The organism is Burkholderia sp. BCC0097 (assembly GCF_902832985.1).
GTDB lineage: Bacteria > Pseudomonadota > Gammaproteobacteria > Burkholderiales > Burkholderiaceae > Burkholderia > Burkholderia orbicola.
Genome location: NZ_CADFDM010000001.1, coordinates 212,734 through 231,228 on the forward strand (window position 1 = coordinate 212,734; position 18,495 = coordinate 231,228).

General features: G+C 66.9%; 14 protein-coding genes. 7 read left to right on the forward strand and 7 right to left on the reverse strand.

The features are described from left to right. Positions 1–143: 143 nt before the first annotated feature. The gene (locus HWX07_RS00930; protein ID WP_175874796.1) at positions 144–2,069 is read left to right on the forward strand and encodes an SMP-30/gluconolaconase/LRE-like region family protein; all 1,926 of its coding nucleotides are present in this window, start codon (positions 144–146) and stop codon (positions 2,067–2,069) included. 13 nt (positions 2,070–2,082) lie between these two features. On the opposite strand, the gene HWX07_RS00935 is transcribed toward HWX07_RS00930, so the two are convergent. Continuing rightward, positions 2,083–4,251: a TonB-dependent siderophore receptor gene (locus tag HWX07_RS00935; protein ID WP_175874797.1), complete on the reverse strand. Its 2,169-nt coding sequence runs from the start codon at positions 4,249–4,251 to the stop codon at positions 2,083–2,085. Between the two features lie 400 nt (positions 4,252–4,651). Between HWX07_RS00935 and HWX07_RS00940 the strand changes: the two genes are divergently transcribed. Next, positions 4,652–5,098: a hypothetical protein gene (locus tag HWX07_RS00940; protein ID WP_175874798.1), complete on the forward strand. Its 447-nt coding sequence runs from the start codon at positions 4,652–4,654 to the stop codon at positions 5,096–5,098. 26 nt (positions 5,099–5,124) lie between these two features. On the opposite strand, the gene HWX07_RS00945 is transcribed toward HWX07_RS00940, so the two are convergent. From HWX07_RS00945 to HWX07_RS00965, 5 genes are all read right to left on the reverse strand, one after another. After that, a complete protein-coding gene (locus HWX07_RS00945; RefSeq protein ID WP_175874799.1) occupies positions 5,125–6,222 on the reverse strand; it encodes a porin in 1,098 nt (365 codons plus the stop codon). Positions 6,223–6,325: 103 nt separating this feature from the next. Beyond that, positions 6,326–7,669: an MFS transporter gene (locus tag HWX07_RS00950; protein WP_175874800.1), complete on the reverse strand. Its 1,344-nt coding sequence runs from the start codon at positions 7,667–7,669 to the stop codon at positions 6,326–6,328. A 163-nt stretch (positions 7,670–7,832) separates the two neighbouring features. Next, complete coding sequence (locus HWX07_RS00955) at positions 7,833–8,894, reverse strand: aromatic ring-hydroxylating dioxygenase subunit alpha (protein ID WP_175874801.1); 1,062 nt, start codon at positions 8,892–8,894, stop codon at positions 7,833–7,835. 63 nt (positions 8,895–8,957) lie between these two features. Beyond that, on the reverse strand, positions 8,958–9,923 hold the full coding sequence (locus HWX07_RS00960) for a PDR/VanB family oxidoreductase (protein WP_175874802.1): 966 nt from the start codon (positions 9,921–9,923) through the stop codon (positions 8,958–8,960). Then, positions 9,920–10,999 carry an aromatic ring-hydroxylating dioxygenase subunit alpha gene (locus HWX07_RS00965; RefSeq protein ID WP_175874803.1) on the reverse strand — a complete coding sequence of 360 codons (1,080 nt, stop codon included), beginning with the start codon at positions 10,997–10,999 and terminating at the stop codon, positions 9,920–9,922. The genes HWX07_RS00960 and HWX07_RS00965 overlap by 4 nt, the downstream gene beginning before the upstream one ends. A 201-nt stretch (positions 11,000–11,200) precedes the next feature. Here HWX07_RS00965 and HWX07_RS00970 point away from each other — a divergent pair, with 201 nt between their 5' ends. Next, complete coding sequence (locus HWX07_RS00970) at positions 11,201–11,689, forward strand: MarR family transcriptional regulator (protein WP_175874804.1); 489 nt, start codon at positions 11,201–11,203, stop codon at positions 11,687–11,689. Between the two features lie 52 nt (positions 11,690–11,741). Here the strand turns inward: HWX07_RS00970 and HWX07_RS00975 are convergent, their stop codons facing one another. After that, positions 11,742–12,488, reverse strand: a complete 747-nt coding sequence (locus tag HWX07_RS00975) for a TetR/AcrR family transcriptional regulator (RefSeq protein WP_175874805.1) — start codon at positions 12,486–12,488, stop codon at positions 11,742–11,744. 170 nt (positions 12,489–12,658) lie between these two features. On the opposite strand from HWX07_RS00975, the gene HWX07_RS00980 reads away from it, so the two are divergent. Genes HWX07_RS00980 through HWX07_RS00995 form a run of 4 tightly spaced genes read left to right on the forward strand, consistent with a single transcriptional unit; the run spans position 12,659 to position 18,321 of the window. Then, complete coding sequence (locus tag HWX07_RS00980) at positions 12,659–13,840, forward strand: isovaleryl-CoA dehydrogenase (protein WP_175874806.1); 1,182 nt, start codon at positions 12,659–12,661, stop codon at positions 13,838–13,840. A 31-nt stretch (positions 13,841–13,871) separates the two neighbouring features. Continuing rightward, positions 13,872–15,479 carry a carboxyl transferase domain-containing protein gene (locus HWX07_RS00985; RefSeq protein WP_175874807.1) on the forward strand — a complete coding sequence of 536 codons (1,608 nt, stop codon included), beginning with the start codon at positions 13,872–13,874 and terminating at the stop codon, positions 15,477–15,479. 19 nt (positions 15,480–15,498) lie between these two features. After that, a complete protein-coding gene (locus HWX07_RS00990) occupies positions 15,499–16,284 on the forward strand; it encodes an enoyl-CoA hydratase/isomerase family protein (protein WP_175874808.1) in 786 nt (261 codons plus the stop codon). A gap of 36 nt (positions 16,285–16,320) precedes the next feature. Further along, positions 16,321–18,321, forward strand: coding sequence for an acetyl/propionyl/methylcrotonyl-CoA carboxylase subunit alpha (locus tag HWX07_RS00995; RefSeq protein WP_175874809.1), 2,001 nt, complete (start codon positions 16,321–16,323; stop codon positions 18,319–18,321). Positions 18,322–18,495 lie beyond the last annotated feature (174 nt).

Here is an 18,495-nt window from a genome sequence, read left to right on the forward strand (position 1 = left end):
ATCGTTGACGAAAAAGCGCCGGACGGCAAAGGGAGTGGAGTGAATAATTCGAGGGAACGGCGAATACGCATTTGCCGAAATCACCAATATTTCATGCGCCGCGATTTACAGTGTCGACCATTGTTCGTCTGGGAGCATTATTCATGTCAATGAAACAAATCCGCGCGGCGTTGCTGATCATGTGCATGGCGATGCTGGCGCCGGCTAGCCACGCGCAGGCGCAGTACTCGACCGACTGGCTCGCGAACACGTACGGCACACTGGCCTCGCACGTCGGCAACGGCGCGCGTTCGATGTGGGTCGCACCGGAAGGCGTGATCTACACGGCGTCGCGCTGGGACGAGAACGCGGGCGGCGTCGCGATCTACCAGAACGGCCAGCCGCTCGGTACGATCGGCATCCACGACGAATTCCATGGCGGCGCGATCACCGGCAATTCCACGTCGCTGTTCGTCGCGCTCGGCTACAACCGCACGTTCGGCAGCGGCTCGGTGGGCCGCTACAACCGGAGCACGAACCAGCGCGACCTGCGCATTCCGGTCAGCACGTGGACGGGCATCCAGTATGCGGACGTGATCACGGGCCTCGCGACGGGCGGCAACCTGCTGTACGTGAGCGACTTCTACGGCAACCGCGTGCGCGTCTATACGACCGATGGCGTGTGGCAGCGCGACATCGGCGTCACGGGCCCCGGCGCGCTGGCGCTCGATGCGGCCGGCAATCTGTGGGTCGCACGCAAGAGCGCGGGCGTCGTCGCGCAATTCAGCCCGACCGGTACGGCGATGAACACGCTCCAGATGGCGGCCGGCGCGCGGCCGGCGTCGCTGTACTTCGATGCGTCGATGGGCCGGTTGATGGTCGGGGACGAAGGGCCCGACATGAACATCAAGCTATACGGCGGGCTGCCCGGGCTGCCGGTGCAGGTCGGCACGTTCGGCGTGCAGGGCGGCTATCTCGACACGACGACGGGCATCAAGGGGCAGGTCGGCGACAAGCGTTTCACGCGCGTCGCGGCGCTCGGCAAGGATGCGGCCGGCAACCTGTACGTGCTGAACAACGCCTGGGGCGGCGGCTGGGATCTCGGCCGCAACGGCAGCACCGATCTGCATGCGTACAGCCCGGTCGGCACGCTGCAATGGAAGCTGCAGGCGCTGAACTTCGAGGCAATCGCCGCGCCCGATCCGGTGACGGACGGGACGTTGTTCTACAGCGGCAACAACGTGTATACGGGCACCGCGGGCGGCACGTTCGTCGCGAACACGGTCGACCCGTTCACCTATCCGAAGGACCCGCGCCTCGACATGAACGACTATCAGCGCGGCCAGCACTTCGGGCAGCTCGTGAGCGTCGGCGGCAACCGGATCCTCGTCGCGTCGGGCCAGAACCCGGGCAATTTCAACTTCTACTACTTCAACACCGCGAGCGGCTACATCGCGATTCCGGCCGGTTCGCTGCCCGGCAAGCCGTTCAACACGACGCTGCAGGTGACGGCCGGCTTCGACATCGACGGCAACGGCGACGTGTGGGCAGGACTGGACGGCTCCAACGTGATCACGCGCTACCCGATGACGGGCTTCGACGCGACCGGCAAGCCGTCGTGGGGCAAGCCGGTGACGACGGCCGTGCCGAGCAGCGTGGCGCCCGTCACGCGCATCATCTACCAGGCCGACAGCGACACGATGATCCTGGCGCAGGGCCTCGCGGGCAACTGGGACTGGACCGCGATGAACGGGCACATCGAGGTTTATCACGGCTGGAAGAACGGCAACACGAGCGCGCCGAACCCGGTGATCAATCTGACGAGCGCGAACCCGAAATCGATCGCGGCGGCCGGCCACTACCTGTTCGTCGGCTATGTGCACACGGTGCCGAACATCGACATATACGACCTGAACACCGGCGCGCTCGTCACGACGCTGACGAATTCGAACCCGTCGGCGATGGACGTCGGCAACGACGTCGACTCGATGTACGGCGTGCGCGCGTACCTGCGTTCGACCGGCGAGTACGTGATCACGAAGGACAACTACAACGGGTCGAGCATCGTCGTGTATCGCTGGCGTCCGTGAGCGCGCTGGGGCGTCAGAACGATACCGTCGTCGTCAGCGTGACGAGCCGCGGCTCGCCGACCGCGACGATCAGGTTGCTGTTGCTCGACGGATAGTAGGTCTTGTCGAGCAGGTTCTTCACGTTGAGCTGGAAGCGGGTCGGAAACTTGCCGATCGTCGTTTCGTACGCCGCGAACGCGTCGACGCTCACGTAGCCGGGCAGCGTGAAGCTGTTCGCCGTGTCGCCGGAGCGGGCGCCGACGAGACGCGCGCCGCCGCCGAAGCGCCAGCGCCCGGGCAGGTTCGCGATGGCCGTGTCGTACACCGCGAACAGGCTGCCCGTGTGGCGCGCGACGTTGACGAGCGGCGTGTTGCCGTCACGATCGTTCGCGTTCGTATACGCATAGCTGCCGATCACGCTCAGGTGGCGCGTGATCTGCCCGGCCACGTCGAGCTCGATCCCGCGCGAGCGCGCGGTGCCGATCGTCGACGTGAGGTCGCCGACCGTGACCGCGACGTTGCGCTTGTCGATCTGGTACACGGCGAGCGTGCCCGTGATCGCGGGCTTCAGGCTGAGCTTCAGCCCGGCCTCGAGCACGCGGCCGTATTCCGGCGCGAGCGGCGCCGCGACGTTCGATGCGACGTTCGGCTTGAACGAGCGGCTCACGTTCGCATAGGCGGTGAGCGCCGGCGCGAGCGCATACGCGAGCCCGAACTGCGGCAGCCAGACGCTGCCGCGCGAGCGGTCGGCGAACCCGAACGGCCGGCCCATTCCCGATTCCTGCTGCCAGTTTTCCCAGCGCAGCCCGCCTACCGCGGTGAGGCGGTCGGTGATCTTCACCGAGTCCTGCACGATCGTCGAATACGCATGCACGACCGAGCGCGAATCGCTCTGCTTCGCGTTGGGCATGCCGCCCGACGCGAGCAGGCCGTACACGGGATCGTAGAGATTGAAGCCCGTCGTCGCCTTGCCGCGGATCGTGTCGCCGCGGAAGCTGCGCTGCCGCTCGTATTCGCCGCCGACGTAGATCGCGTGCTGCATTCCCGCGAGCGTCACGTTGCCGAGCAGGCCGAGCGTCGCGATCTGGTCGGAATCGTTGCGACCCAGGTTCGCATCGGACGAGCGCGTGAGCGCGCCGGTTTTGCTGTTGAACGCGGTGGCGCGGGTGATGTATTGGTCGTAGCGGTCGCGGCCCCAACCGTAAGTCGCGCGCACGCGCCAGGCATCGGAGAAGCGGTGCTCGATGCGCGTGCGCAGCGTTTCCTGGACGCCACTGCTTTGCGACCACGCTTCCTCGTAGCGGCGATAGCGCAGTGCATCGTCGAGCTGGCCGTTCACGAGCACGGTGCCGCGGTCGAACGGCATCGTGTAGTCGACGTACTGATAGCTGACGTCGATCGACGTGTTCGCGTCGTGCCACGACAGCGCGGGCGCGATCAGCGCGTTGCGTTCGCGGCCGAAGCTGCGCCAGTAGCGGCTCGTGTCGTATTCGCCGGTCAGCCGGAAGGCGAGCGTGCCGCCCGCGACCTGGCCGGGCTTGCCGAGCGGCCCCGTGAGATCGAACTGTGCGTTGCTGCCGCCGTGGTTCGTGCGTGACGCGGAGATCGAGCCGCCGAACGTATCTTCCAGCTTGCGCGTGACGAGGTTGATCACGCCGCCGGGGTCCTGCATCCCGTACAGCAGCGAAGCGGGGCCCTTCAGCACTTCGACGCGGTCGATCGTCGCGAGATAGCTGTGCAGCACCGGCGTGCGCACGCCGTCGACCAGCACCGAGCCGTCGTTGTTCGATCCGAAGCCGCGCTTGATGAACGCGTCGCGCGTGCCGCCGAGCGTGTTGGTCTGCGTGACGCCGCTGATGTTGCCGAGCACGTCGTCGAGCGAGCGCGTCTGCTGGTCCTGCATCACGCTGCTGCTGACCACCGCGACCGATTGCGGGATCTCTTTCAGCGCACGGGCGTCGCCGCCCGCGATGCTCGTCGTGCGCGGCTGATAGCCGATCGTCGGATCGACGGCGGCCGATGCGTTGATGCTGATGGCCGGGAGTTCGTGTTCGGCGGCCGGTGCAGCGGCGGGGGCGGGCGCAACGGGTTCGGCGCCGGCTGCATGCGCGCCGCCGGCGACGCACAGGGTAAGCAGGGCAGACAGGCGCGTGCGCCACGGATGGAGGGTCCGGGCGCGGCAGGGCGTTCGACGGGATGGCATGAATCGATGCAGGACGAGGAGTGCTAAGGATCGTGTTGCTGGCCGCGGCATTGCATGGCGGCCAGGGTGCGCATGATATATGTAATGAGAATCATTTGCAATTGTAATGGCGTGGCCGGCGATCCACTGCGCCCGGTTGCCGGGCCGCCGGCCGTCTGCTACCGTAGCGGCCAAAATCAGACGCAGTGAAATTCAACGAGAGAACCGGGGGCCGCACCATGTCATCTTCCTGTCCCGTCGCGTTCGGCGCGACGCCACGCACCGCGCACGAGCGTCCGGGCGATGAAGTGATCGCAGCCGTGTACCGCCATTCGAACGATTAAAGCGACGCAAGCGAATTCGACCGGCGTCATGCCGGGCTTCGATCATTTCAACCACCACGCTGGACGGGAGACCACCTATGAAGAAAATTTCCGCGCCGTTCGCGGCGGCCGCGCTGGCGGCCTGCGCGCTGCTGGCGGGCGTTTGCCAGACCGCCTGTGCGGCGTCGAACGCCGAACCCGCGATCGACGCGCACTACGGCGCCGTGATCGAGGCCTATACGCAGGACATGGCCGCCGCGAAGGCGAAGTACGACGGCAAGCGCCTCACGTTCGTCGGCGCCGTGATCCGGATGGGCAGCGATCCGGGCGGCACCTATTTCGGCGCGCTGACGGCCGACGGTGAGCAGTTCGATACGCATTTCGACGTGGCCGACCAGGACGCGTTGAAGCCGAAATTCCCCGGCGGCGAGATCAAGCCGTTCGTCACATCGGCGGCGTTCCGGTTCAGTTGCATGAACGAAGGCTATATCGATGCGCCGGTGCTGCCCGGGTTGAAGCTCGCGCATTGCCGGCTCGCCGATTGATTCGATCGATGCGCGGTATCTGGCGCTCAGAACTTCTGCTGGATACCGGCCATCGCGCCGAGCTGATTCATCCCGGTGCCGACCGTCCCGCCGGCCGCGACCGCGTTCGCGGCGAGCTTGCTGTTGAACATGTAGCCCACCGACGTGTAGACGGTCGTCCGCTTCGACAGGAAGTAGTTCGCGCGGCCGACGAGCAGCGTGCCGTTCGCGCCCTCGCTGTTCTCGCGGCGTTGCAGATAGCGCACGCCCTGCACGTCGAGCGCGAGGTAGGGCGTCGCGTAGTACGTGCCGCCCGCGAACATGATGTCGGCCTGCAGGTGTGCGGCCGCCGCGAGGTTGCGGCGGATCCACCCGGCGCCGAGCTTCGCGGGGCCGAGCTTCACGTAGCCGGCCACGATGTCGCGCGTGTCGGTGTACGCCGGATTGTTCAGCGGCGCGAGCGCACCGCCGCCGCCGCGCATCACGTCGTGCGATGCGGCGAGCCCGAAATTGCTCGCGTCGTACGCGAGCATCGCCGTGTATTGGCGGCACGCGACGATGTCGCCGGCGACTTGGCCGGCACAGCCCGTCGCCGACGGTCCTGCCGGCCCGGCTGCGTCGCGGCCGAAACTGTAGGTGGCGCCGAGCGTCACGCCGTGGAACGTCCCCTTGTAGCCGATCGCGTTGTCGCTGCGCGCATTCGGCAGGTAGGAATCGAAATCCGCCATCGAATGGATCGACGGGCCGATCACGTCGGCGTTGGTCAGCACGATCATCGACATGTTCATCTGGCGGCCGAGCGTCAGCGCACCGAACGGGCCGTTCACGCCGACGTTCGCCTGTCGCCCGAACAGGCGGCCGCCGTAATTCAGCGCACCGGTGCCGGGCTGGAAGCCGTTTTCAAGCACGAAGAACGCCTGGTAGCCGCCGCCGAGATCTTCGTTGCCTCGCAGGCCCCAGCGTGACGGCACTTCGCCGGTGAGCGTCGGCATCCCGGTGAATGACCCGCCGTGCGCGGCGTTGTTGTAGTAGGACACACCGGTATCGATGATCCCGTACAGCGTGACGCTGCTTTGCGCGTACGCCGGGGCGGCCAGCGCCACCCCCATCGCCGTCGCCAGCGCGACGCCCAGTTTCGTTTTCATGGCTGTCTCCAAACAGTATGCAGACCTACTTATCGATTTTTTATGACCCGGACGTGGCCAGGATGACGACGGGTATGAAGTGAAACGGCGCGCGGTGCGCGCGTTACGACAGCGCCGGGCCGCGTTGCCCCAGCGGCGCGGCGGCACGCGTGCCGACCACGGCGACGGCGATCGCCGCACCGGCCATCGGCAGAAGGAACGCGAAATAGAGATGCGGCACGGACCAGCCGTCGTCCAGCAGCGCACCGACCGTCATTGGCGACAGGATCGCGCCGAGGCGGCCGATGCCGACCGCGAGGCCGATGCCGGTCGTGCGGATCTCGGCCGGATACGGCGTCGGCGACAACGCATACATGCCGGCCACGCACGCATTGATCACGGCGCCGAGGAATACGGCGACCGTCATCCCGATGCCGAGCGAGCCGGTGTTCGCGCCGAACACGACCATCAGTACGCCACCGAGCAGCAGCGTCGCGGTGAGCAGGTTGCGCAGGCCGAACCGCGTCGACAGCAGGCTGAAGAGCGACGCGCCCGCGATGCCGCCGAGATTGAGCAGCACGCCGCCGGTCACACCCTGCGACGCCGACAACCCGGCCTGGACCAGCAGTTTCGGCGTCCAGCTCACGGCGAAATAAAAGCTGCCCATCACGAGAAAGAATGCGATCCACAGCGCGATCGTGCGGCGCGCGAGCGGTGCGCGCAGCACGGCGGTCCAGTTCGACGCGGGGCTTGCGGTATCGACGGAAGCCGTCGCGGCCGGCAGCGCGTCGATCGGCGCGCGCTTCATTCTCGCGAGGATGTGGTTGATTTTCTGCAGCGCGTTGTCCGGGCGCCGCACGAGCAGGAAGTCGAGCGATTCCGGCAGCAGCGCGAGCACCATCGGGATCGCCAGCAAGGTCAGGATGCCGCCGAACGCGAACACGCTGCGCCATCCCCACATCGACAGCAGATACCCGGCAATGACGCCTCCGACGGTGGCGCCGATCGCGTAGCCGGCCGACTGCATGCCGATTGCGGCGCTGCGCCATTTGTTCGACGCGTATTCACCGCTGATCACGGTGAGGCTGGCGAGCATGCCGCCGATGCCGAGCCCCGTGTAAGCACGCGCGACCGCGAGCTGCAACGTGCCGTGCGTGGCCGCGCACGCGAGCATCCCGGTCGAGATCACGGTCAGGCAGAGCAGGATGATGCGGCGGCGGCCGACGCGGTCGGCCAGCGGCGCGATCAGCACCGAGCCGAACCCCATGCCGGCGAGCCCGGCGCTCAGCAGCAGGCCGATTTCCTTGCCGCTCAGTTTCCATTCGGCGGCCAGATGCGGCGCGGCGAACGCGATGGCCAGCACGTCGAAGCCGTCGAGCATGTTCAGCACGACACAGGCGGTGACGGCCATCGTCTGGAACGCGCTCATCGGGGATTCGTCGATCGTATTGCGGATATTTGCGCTCACGTCAAAGATCCTTCATAAGAATAGTATGACTAATTGATTGGGGTGAAATCGAAGCCGGGTGAAGCGGATCAGACAAAACCGAATGCGATTGCGGGGGATGGCTAGACCCCAGGACGAGCCCGCCGCGAATGGCCGGCGTCGTTCGTACGCCGGCGTGCGAGGGTCAGGCGGGCTCCGGTTGCAACAGCAACCGCTCGATTACGCGCCGCGCGCGATTGGGGCCGGCATCGACGTGAATGTCGATCTGGCGGCCGTCCGGAAAGCGCAACTGATTCCGGTATTGCGCTTCGATCACGGTCTTGTCCTCGTCGAAGGTCGCCGCGGATTGCTCGATGACCGTTTGCGCGACGCGTTCGACGTCGTGTTGCGGATTGGTCGCGACGGTCCAGAAGTAGTGCGTCGTCGTGTCCGTCTCGGGCGTGATGCCGTGGAAGCCGCGCATGTGGAAGCCGCCGCGCGCCGGGTCGAGCAGGTCGCCGGTACCGGCGTCCATCGCGCCGGTCCAGATGCGGATATGCGACACGTGGAACTCGATTTCCTGCCAGCGATCGACACGGCCCGCGAACGGCCAGGCGGCGGTGTAGGTCGGCGGCGGCTCGGAATCCGGCATCCGGCGGACCAGCGTCACCGTGTCGCCGTCGCTGCTGACGTGCGTGTCCGCGCCCATGTGCAGCGGTGCGTTGCCGCCGATCGTTTTCAGATGCACGTAGCCGAGGTGGCTCAGGTCCATCAGGTTGTCGTGGATCAGCTGATACGGCGCGTCGTAATGGTAGTGGCCGCCGCCGAACCGGTATTGCGGATCCGAGTGGAACGGGTAGTGCGGCGGCGCGCAGGCCGGTTCGGCGTGCGCGTCCGCGCCGATCCAGATCCAGACGATCGCGTCCTGTTCCCGCACCGGATACGACGCCACGCAGGCTTTCGCCGGAATCCTGTCCTGCCCCGGAATCTCCACGCATGCGCCGCCACGGTCGAACAGCAGGCCGTGATAGCCGCAGCGCAGCCCGCGCGCTTCGAGCGAGCCGCACGACAGCGGCAGCGACTTGTGGCAGCAGCGATCCTCCAGCGCGCCGACTTCCCCGGACGGCAGCCGGAACAGCACGACCGGCCGGCCGAGCAGCGTGCGGGCAAGCGGTTGGTCCGTCAGTTCGGATGACAGCGCGGCGACCCACCATCGGTCGACCGGGAACTTAGGTATCTTGATTGATGGCGGGGCAGGATGGGTCATTGATCGTCTCCAGTATCGTGGTTGGCCGCCGCGTGTCGGGCGGTCCGTCTACCGCCTGCCGATCTACAGATCGAGTACCAGCAGGTCGGTTCGCGACCGCGAGCAGCACGGCATGAACTGGTCGCCGGCCGCCTTTTCGTCGTCGGTCAGATATGAATCGCGATGATCGGGCTCGCCTTCGAGCACCCGGGTCAAGCAAGTGCCGCACACGCCTTGCTCGCACGACGTCAGCACGTCGACGCCGTTCGCCGCCAGCGCCGCGATCACCGTGCATTCGGCCGGCACGTCGATCACCTTGCCGCTGCTTGCGAGCCGGACCTGGAACGCGCGGTCCGCGCCGGACGTCGCCACCGCGCCACCGAAGAACTCGTAGTGCAGCCGCGCTTCGGCCCAGTTGCGTGCGCGTGCGGCGTTCAGCACCGCGTCCATGAAGCCGCGCGGGCCGCATACGTACAGATGCGTGCCGTCGGGCGCGCCGGCCAGCACGGCCGCCAGATCGAAGCGTTGCGCGGGATCGCCGTCGTCGACGTGGAAGCCGACGCGATCGCGAAACCCGGCCGAATGGATCCGCTCGACGAAGGCCATGCGATCGGTCGAGCGCGCGCAGTAATGCATGTCGAACGGCATGCCGGCCGAAAACAGCCGTTCCGCCATGCTGAGAATCGGCGTGACGCCGATCCCGCCGGCGAGCAACAGATGGTGCGGCGCATCGGACGCGAGCGGGAATTGATTGCGCGGCAGGCCGATCCGCACGGCATCGCCTTGCCGGACTTCGTCGTGAATCGCGCGCGATCCGCCGCGGCCGTCCGCTTCGCGCAGCACCGCGATCTGGTAGCGATCGTGTTGCTCCGGGTGGCTGCACAGCGAGTACTGGCGCACGAGCCCGCCCGGCAGATGTACGTCGATATGGGCGCCGGCGTCGAAGCGCGGCAACGGCGAGCCGTCGTCGCTGACGAATTCGAAGCCGCAGATGTCGTGCGCTTCCTGCCACTTGCGCGCGACGCGCACCGTCAAGGTTGCCGCGCTCATGACGCCTCCTTGACCTGCGCGACCGGAATCACGGGCCGCCGCGGGCTGGCCGCGTGTTCGGCGGCGAGCAGCCGGTCGATCACCTTGCGCGACAGCACGCCGCCGGCGTCGATGTTGAGTTTCAGCAACTGGCGGTCCGGCCATTGCTCGAGATTGCGCTGCTGGCGCTCGAGCATCTCGAGATCCTCCGCGAAGATCTTGCCCTGGCCTTCGCGGATTTCGGCGGTCAGCGCGTCGTCGTCGGGCCGGAAGTTGCGCGCCATTCCCCAGAAGTACCAGATCGACGTGTCGGTCTCGGGTGTGATGAAGTCGACCACGATCGACGACGCCTTCTTGTTCGCCGGCGCATCGTAGCCGCCGTGGCCCGCATGCGCGACGCCCACCTCGATCATCACGTGGCTCGGCGGCGTGAAGCGGCAGATCTGCCAGCGGTCGACCGGCACGTCGTCGGCGAGCCCGTTGCCGCGCAGCGCCATTCGCCAGAACGGCGGCGGCATCACGTTCTCCATGAAGCGGCTCGTGACGATTTCATCGCCGTGGCTCGCGGTCTTCGGCGCCGCTTCGTCGATTTCCTTCTGGCCGATGCTCGACGCATGCACGTAGGTCTCGTGCGTGAGGTCCATCAGGTTGTCGATCATCAGCCGGTAGTCGCAGCGGATGTGATACAGGCCGCCGCCGTGCGCCCAGGCCGGGTCCTCGGCCCACGTCAGCGCGGGCAGCTTGGCGGGATCGGCTTCGGACGCGTCGCCCGGCCAGACCCACACGAAGCCGTACCGCTCGACCGCCGGGAAGCTGCGAATCGGCGGGAAACCGCCGACGCGCTGGCCCGGCATGCCGGCCGTCTTGCCGTTGCAGCCCATTTCGAGCCCGTGATAGCCGCACACGAGCACGCCGTCGCGCACGAAGCCGAGCGACAGCGGCGCGCCGCGGTGCGGGCAGAAATCCTCGAGCGCGGCGACCTGGCCGTCCGCCGCACGGTAAAACACCATCGATTCGTTGCAGATCTTGCGGCCCAGCGGCTTGCCGTCGATCTCGTCAGGCGTGCACGCCACGTACCACGCGTTCTTGAGGAACATGTTCTTTGTCTCCATCGGGGCGGTGCCGCCGGGGATGCGGCCCGATCTTCATTCCGTGTACTGAATGAGATTCAGTGTACTCATTGAGATTGGCGGAAACAAGGCGAGCGGTATACTGGTTTTCCCGGGAAATGGCGCGAGGCAGCGCCATGCCGATAGCGTGCGCAACCGGCGCGCGCCGCCTATGTCATCGACTCATTCATGGAAAAAACGACTCCCGCCGACCTGCCGGCTTTCCCGCTCGATCTGTACGACGAACCCGGGCACCTGATCCGGCGCGCGCACCAGATCGCGGTCGCGATGTTCTACGAGAAGCTGGGCCGGGACGTGACGCCCGTGCAGTACGCGGTGCTGCGGATGCTCTACGAGAATCCGGGGCTCGACCAGGTGACGCTCGCGCAGCGGGTGGCGCTCGACACGTCGACCACCGCCGATCTCGCGGTCCGGCTCGAAGCGAAAGGTTTGATCGTCCGCGAGGTGCTGCCGCGGCGTCAGCGGCGCCTGCTGCTGACGCCGGCGGGCGTGGAGTTGCTCACGCACCTGATTCCGTCGGTGAAGGAGTTGCGTGCGGGATTGTTCGACGGGATGGGCGAGGACGATTCGCAGGAACTGATGCGGCTGTTGCGCAAGTTCGTGCATTTGAACAACGAGCAGAGCCGCGCGCCGCTGCGCGTGAGCGAGGATTCGTAGCCGCGCCGAACTCCGCTCGACGGCGGAGCGGCGGGCGTGCCGCCCGCCAACGTCACCCGCGTGACGCTTGCCCTTCCAGCCGCCGCACGGCTTCGGCGACTTCATTCCTGAAGCGCACCAGCGCCGCCTGCTCCGGCGCCGGCGGCTGCACGGCCGCCCACAGCATGTCGATCAACTGCGTGGCCGTCGTTTCCGTATCGAGCTTGCGGTGCCCGAGGATCGCGTCCCACAGCACGTGCTCCATCGGCCCGAACACCATCGAGCGCAACAGGCTCAGCGGCAGGTCCGCGCGAACCTGCCCGGCCGTCTGGCCGCGCGCGAGCACGTCCATCAGCGGCGCCGTGTAGCGGCGCTGCAGCGCGGTGAGCTCGTCGCTCAGCGCATGCTGCTTCGCGCGGCCTTCCGACAGCACCAGTGCGCACAATCCCGTGCCGTTCACGAGCATCAGCCGCAGGTGGGTGCGCACGATGAACGCGAACTGCTGCTGCACCGACGCCTCCCGCGGCATCCCGTGCTCGAACGCGGCGATGATTTCGTCGTACCAGTCGGCGATCACACGCGCGCACAGCTCGCGCTTGCCGCGGAAATAGCTGAACACCGTCGCCTCCGACACCCCCACGCGCTGGGCGATCTCGGCGGCAGTCGCATGCTCGTAACCTTTTTCGGCGAACACTTCACGGCCGGCGCGCAGGATGTCCTGCACACGCTGCTGGGATTTGCGCCCGGCGGGTGCGCGCGGCGTGTCGGCGCGGTCGGCTTTGGCGGTGGCGGTCATGGTGTCGGCGGGAGCGGCTGTCATGCTCGCATCATATCTGAGTATCACTCAGAAAACTATTGACGGCGAACCCGGCGAGGCGCGAAACTGTGCAAAATTTCCGCTGTATTGGTCAATGAATCGACGTATTCATTCGATTTGAGCGAAACTCAGAAATCGGTGAGTGCGACACACTTTCTGGAGACGGAGGAGACATGATCAACCTGCCCGGCGTGCAATTCATGCTCGGTGAAGACATCGAGATGCTGCGCGACGCCGTCGCGACGTTTGCGGCGAAGGAAATCACGCCGCGCGCGGCGGAGGTCGACCGTACCGACCAGTTTCCGATGGATCTGTGGAAGAAGTTCGGCGATCTCGGCGTGCTCGGCATGACCGTCTCCGAGGAATACGGCGGCGCGAACATGGGCTACACCGCGCACATGGTCGCGATGGAAGAGATTTCGCGCGCGTCTGCGTCGATCGGCCTGTCGTACGGCGCGCACTCGAACCTGTGCGTGAACCAGATCCACCGCAACGGTACCGAAGCGCAAAAGCGGAAGTACCTGCCGAAGCTCGTGTCGGGCGAACACATCGGCGCGCTCGCGATGAGCGAGCCGAACGCCGGCTCCGACGTCGTCAGCATGAAGCTGCGCGCGGACAAGCGCGGCGACCGCTACGTGCTCAACGGCACGAAGATGTGGATCACCAACGGGCCCGATTGCGACACGCTGGTCGTCTACGCGAAGACGGATATCGAAGCCGGCCCGCGCGGCATCACCGCATTCATCGTCGAGAAGGGGATGAAGGGCTTCTCGGTCGCGCAGAAGCTCGACAAGCTCGGCATGCGCGGCTCGCACACGGGCGAGCTGGTGTTCCAGGACGTCGAGGTGCCGGAAGAGAACATCCTCGGCCAGCTGAACGGCGGCGTGAAGGTGCTGATGAGCGGCCTCGACTACGAGCGCGCGGTGCTGTCGGGCGGCCCGACGGGCATCATGGCCGCATGTCTCGACGCGGTCGTGCCGTACATTCACGACCGCAAGCAGTTCGGCCAGGCGATCGGCGAGTTCCAGCTGATCCAGGGCAAGGTCGCCGACATGTACACCACGTTCCAGGCGTGCCGCGCGTACCTGTATGCGGTCGGCCGCCATCTCGACTCGGCGGGCAGCGACCACATTCGCCAGGTGCGCAAGGACTGCGCGGGCGTGATCCTCTACACGGCCGAGAAGGCGACGTGGATGGCCGGCGAGGCGATCCAGATCCTCGGCGGCAACGGCTACATCAACGAATACCCGGTCGGCCGCCTGTGGCGCGATGCGAAGCTCTACGAGATCGGCGCCGGCACGAGCGAAATCCGCCGGATGCTGATCGGCCGCGAGCTGTTCGCGGAAACGATGTAACGCCCCACGTCACGCGAACGGAGCCCCGTCGATGCCGATCATCGAATCGAAACTGAACCCGCGTTCGGAAGACTTCCGCGCGAATGCCGCGGCGCTCGAGGCGGTCGTCGCCGACCTGCGCGCGAAGATCGAACAGCTCGCGCAGGGCGGCGGCCAGGCCGCACGCGACAAGCACCTGTCGCGCGGCAAGCTGCTGCCGCGCGATCGCATCTCGCAACTGCTCGATCCGGGCGCGCCGTTCCTCGAGTTCTCGCAGCTCGCGGCGAACGGCATGTACAACGACGACGCGCCGGGCGCGGGCGTCATCACCGGGATCGGCCGCATCGCCGGCCGCGAATGCGTGATCGTGTGCAACGACGCGACGGTCAAGGGCGGCACCTACTACCCGGTCACCGTCAAGAAGCACGTGCGCGCGCAGGAAATCGCCGCGGAAAACCGGCTGCCGTGCGTGTACCTCGTCGATTCGGGCGGCGCGAACCTGCCGAACCAGGACGACGTGTTTCCCGATCGCGACCACTTCGGCCGCATCTTCTTCAACCAGGCGACGATGTCGGCGGCGGGGATCGCACAGATCGCCGTCGTGATGGGCTCGTGCACGGCCGGCGGCGCATACGTGCCGGCGATGAGCGACGAATCGATCATCGTGAAGGACCAGGGCACGATTTTCCTCGGCGGGCCGCCGCTCGTGAAGGCAGCAACCGGCGAGGAAGTGAGCGCGGAGGATCTCGGCGGCGGCGACGTGCATACGCGCCTGTCGGGCGTGGCCGACCATCTCGCGCAGAACGACGCGCATGCGCTGTCGATCGCGCGCAACATCGTCAGTCACCTCGCGCCGAAGATCGCGCCGCCGGTCGCGCTGCGCGAGCCGAAGCCGCCGCGCTACGACGCGAAAAGCCTGTACGGCGTGATTCCGGTCGATACGCGCAAGCCGTTCGACGTGCGCGAGGTGATCGCGCGCATCGTCGACGATTCGGAGTTCGACGAATTCAAGGCGCGCTTCGGCACGACGCTCGTCACGGGCTTCGCGCACATCTGGGGCCATCCGGTCGGGATCGTCGCGAACAACGGCATCCTGTTCTCCGAATCGGCCGTGAAGGGCGCGCACTTCATCGAACTGTGCTGCCAGCGCAAGATCCCGCTCGTGTTCCTGCAGAACATCACGGGCTTCATGGTCGGGCGCAAGTACGAGAACGAAGGCATCGCGCGGCATGGCGCGAAGATGGTGACGGCCGTGTCGAATGCGAAGGTGCCGAAGTTCACGGTGATCATCGGCGGCTCGTTCGGCGCCGGCAACTACGGGATGTGCGGCCGCGCGTTCGGCCCGCGTTTCCTGTGGATGTGGCCGAATGCACGGATCTCGGTGATGGGCGGCGAGCAGGCCGCATCGGTGCTCGCGACCGTGCGCCGCGACGGCATCGAGGCGAAGGGCGGTTCGTGGTCGGCCGAGGAAGAGGACGCGTTCAAGCAGCCGATTCGCGACCAGTACGAGCGCCAGGGCCATCCGTATTACGCGAGCGCGCGGCTGTGGGACGACGGCGTGATCGATCCCGCGCAGACGCGCGACGTGCTCGGCCTCGGCCTGGCGGCGTCGATGAACGCGCCGATCGACGACACGCGCTTCGGCGTGTTCCGCATGTAACGCCCGGGAGGACTGACCGATGCGATACGAAACGATCAAGGTAAGCGAGGCCGGCCGCGTGGCGACCGTCACGCTCGCGCGTCCCGACGTGCGCAACGCGTTCAACGAGACGACGATCGCCGAGCTGACCACCGCGTTCGAATGGCTCGATGCGCACGAAGGCGTGCGCGCGATCGTGCTGGCCGCGGAGGGCGCCGCATTCTGCGCCGGCGCCGACCTGAACTGGATGAAGAAGATGGCCGGTTACTCGGACGACGAGAACCGCGCCGATGCGCGCAAGCTTGCGCGGATGCTCGAAGCGATTCATCGCTGCGGCAAGCCGGTGATCGCGCGCGTGCATGGCGACGCGTATGCGGGCGGCGTGGGCCTCGTCGCGGCGGCCGACATCGCGATTGCCGCCGACGGCGTGAAGTTCTGCCTGTCGGAAGCGCGGCTCGGGCTGATTCCGGCGACGATCGCGCCGTATGTCGTGCGTGCGATGGGCGAGCGCGCGGCGCGCCGCTACTTCACGACGGCCGAGGTGTTCGACAGCACGCGTGCCGCGTCGCTCGGCTTCATTCACGATGCGGTGCCGGCCGACGCGCTCGACGAAACGGTCGCGAAGCTGGCCGCGACGCTGGTCGCGAACGGCCCCGACGCGGTGAAGGCGTGCAAGCGGCTCGTCGCCGACGTGGCCGGCCGCGCGCTCGACGCGACGCTGATCGAGCAGACCGCCGAGTGGATCGCGAAGACCCGCGCCGGCGCGGAAGCGCGCGAAGGGATCGCGTCCTTCCTCGAAAAGCGCACGCCGTCGTGGCGTGAATGATCGCGTGACCTCAACCTTCCGGACGACATCGAAGCCATGTTCGACAAGATTCTGATCGCCAACCGCGGCGAAATCGCGTGCCGCGTCGCCGCGACGTGCAAACGTCTCGGGATCGCGAGCGTTGCCGTCTATTCCGACGCGGATGCGAACGCGAAACACGTGGCCGCGTGCGACGAGGCCGTGTACATCGGCGGCTCGGCCGCGGCAGACAGTTACCTGCGCATCGAGCGCATCATCGAAGCCGCGCGCGCGACCGGCGCGCAGGCGATTCACCCGGGTTACGGCTTTCTGTCGGAGAACGAAGATTTCGCGCAAGCGTGCGAAGCGGCCGGCATCGTGTTCATCGGGCCGCCGGTCGACGCCATCGCGGCGATGGGATCGAAGGCTGCCGCGAAGGCGCTGATGCACGCGGCCGCCGTGCCGCTCGTGCCCGGCTATCACGGCGACGACCAGGACGCGGCCAACCTGCATCGCGAGGCCGATCAGATCGGCTATCCGGTGTTGCTGAAAGCCAGCGCGGGCGGCGGCGGCAAGGGGATGCGCGTGGTCGAGCGCTCCGAGGACTTTCCCGCGGCGCTCGCATCGTGCCAGCGCGAAGCGGCAAGCAGCTTCGGCAACGATCGTGTGCTGATCGAGAAATACCTGACGCGCCCGCGTCACGTCGAGGTACAGGTGTTCGGCGACACGCTCGGCAATACCGTGTACCTGTTCGATCGCGATTGCTCGGTGCAGCGCCGTCACCAGAAGGTGCTTGAGGAAGCGCCGGCGCCGGGTCTGCACGACGACGTGCGTCAGGCGATGGGCGAAGCGGCCGTCGCGGCCGCGCGCGCGGTCGGCTATGTCGGCGCGGGCACGGTCGAATTCATCATGACGGGCGAAGCGTTCTACTTCATGGAGATGAACACGCGCCTGCAGGTCGAGCACCCGGTGACCGAGATGGTCACGGGGCTGGATCTCGTCGAATGGCAACTGCGCGTCGCGTCCGGCGAGCCGCTGCCGCTGAAGCAGGAGGAGCTGCGCGTGCAAGGCCATGCGCTCGAGGCGCGCCTGTACGCCGAGAATCCGGCACGCGGCTTCTTGCCGTCGACGGGCACGCTGAAGCACCTTCGGTTGCCGGCCGGTGTCGAGTTCGACATCGGTGCGGCGGTGCGTATCGACAGCGGCGTGCGCGAAGGCGATGCGATCACGCCGTTCTACGATCCGATGATCGCGAAGCTGATCGTCCACGGCGCGGATCGCGCGGAAGCGCTGGGCCTGATGCTGCGTGCGCTGCGCGCGTGCGAAGTGGTCGGCTTGCATACCAACGCCGCGTTCCTGCAGCGGATCGTCGCGTGCGAGCCGTTCGCGATCGCCGATCTCGATACGGGCCTGATCGAGCGCAACCACGATGCGCTGTTCGCGCCGCAACAGCCGCCGCGTGCGACGCTCGCACTCGCATGTGCCGCGCTGCTCGCACGCGAACGCGGCGCCGCCGCGCAGGAAGGCGTGTCACCGTGGAGTTCGCTGCCGGACTGGCGGCTGAACGGCGGCTATCGCCGCACGCTCGAATGGCATGCGATCGATCGCGACACCGACGTGACGGTCACGTACGAAGACGACGGCGCGGGCACGCGCATCGCGATCGGCGACGCGGTCGCGCAACCGTTCGCGTGGACGCACGGCGCCACGCCGCTCGATTTCGATGTGACGCTCGGCGGCGTGCGCAGCAGCGGCCGCGTGTATGCGGACGGCGACACGTTCCATGTGTTCACGCAGGGTGCGGCCGAGACGTTCGAGTGGCGCAACCTGCTCGCGCATGCGGGCGACGCGGAGCAGGGCGGCGGCCGCCTGACCGCGCCGATGCCCGGCAAGGTGATCGCGGTGCTGGTCGAGCCGGGCCAGAAGGTCGAAGCCGGCACGCCGCTGATCGTGATGGAAGCGATGAAGATGGAGCACACGATCGGCGCGCCGAGCGCGGGCGTCGTCGCGGAAGTGCTGTACGGCGTCGGCGACCAGGTCGCGGACGGCGCGCAGTTGCTGATGATGGCGGAAGGCTGAGTTGCATACGCGTGAGGGCCGTTACCGGCTCTCACGCACGGGCTATCGTGTCCCGTAATATCTGAACGTCCCCGATACGATCCGGCTGCGAACGCCGATGTGCCTGCATCAGGACGCCATCGCATTCTTGTGTTGTGATCGTCGCTCTCGTCGCGCATAGACAAAAACAAACAA